The organism is Mycobacterium sp. 1274761.0 (genome assembly GCF_001668615.1).
Classification (GTDB): domain Bacteria; phylum Actinomycetota; class Actinomycetes; order Mycobacteriales; family Mycobacteriaceae; genus Mycobacterium.
Genome location: NZ_LZMC01000033.1, coordinates 1 through 738, shown reverse-complemented (window position 1 = coordinate 738; position 738 = coordinate 1). Strand labels below are relative to the sequence as shown.

General features: G+C 66.0%; 1 protein-coding gene. It reads left to right on the top strand.

Annotated features, from left to right (window positions below):
- Positions 1 to 738 (top strand): AMP-binding protein (locus tag A5651_RS05630; RefSeq protein WP_156662642.1); only part of this gene is annotated, 738 nt, incomplete at both ends.

Here is a 738-nt window from a genome sequence, read left to right as displayed (position 1 = left end):
ACACCGCTACCCGAACCGGCTGCCGACAATCTCGCCTACCTGATCTACACCTCAGGCACCACCGGCACCCCCAAAGGGGTCGCCATCACCCACCACAACGCCAACAAATGGAAGGTTCCAAACGACCAGATGGCGCCGGCCGGACAGGTGTGGTCGCAGTGCCACTCGTTGGCGTTCGACTTCTCGATATGGGAGATCTTCGGAGCCTTGTTGCACGGCGCACGGTTGGTGGTGGTGCCTGAATCGGTGACTGCATCACCAGATGAACTCCACGCGTTGCTGGTTGAGCAACGGGTCACTGTGTTGTGTCAGACGCCGGCTGCGCTGGCGCTGTTGCCGCAGGAGGGGTTGGAGTCCACGGCATTGGCGGTGGGCGGCGAGGCGTGTCCGACAGCGCTGGTGGATCAGTGGGCGCCCGGGCGGGTGATGGTCAACGGGTACGGCCCGACCGAGGCGACGGTGTATGCGGCGATAAGTGCGCCGCTGGAGGCCGGCTCGGATGTGGTGCCGATCGGCTCGCCTGCATCGGGTGCGGTGTTGTTCGTCTTGGATGCCGGGTTGCGCCAGGTGCCGCCGGGCGTGGTGGGCGAGTTGTATGTAGCGGGCGCTCGAGTCGGGATGGGGTATTGGCGCCGGTCTGGGCTGACGTCGTCGCGGTTTGTGGCGTGCCCGTTCGGGGCGCCGGGCACCCGGATGTATCGGACCGGGGATTTGGTGGCCTGGGGTGCCGATGGACAG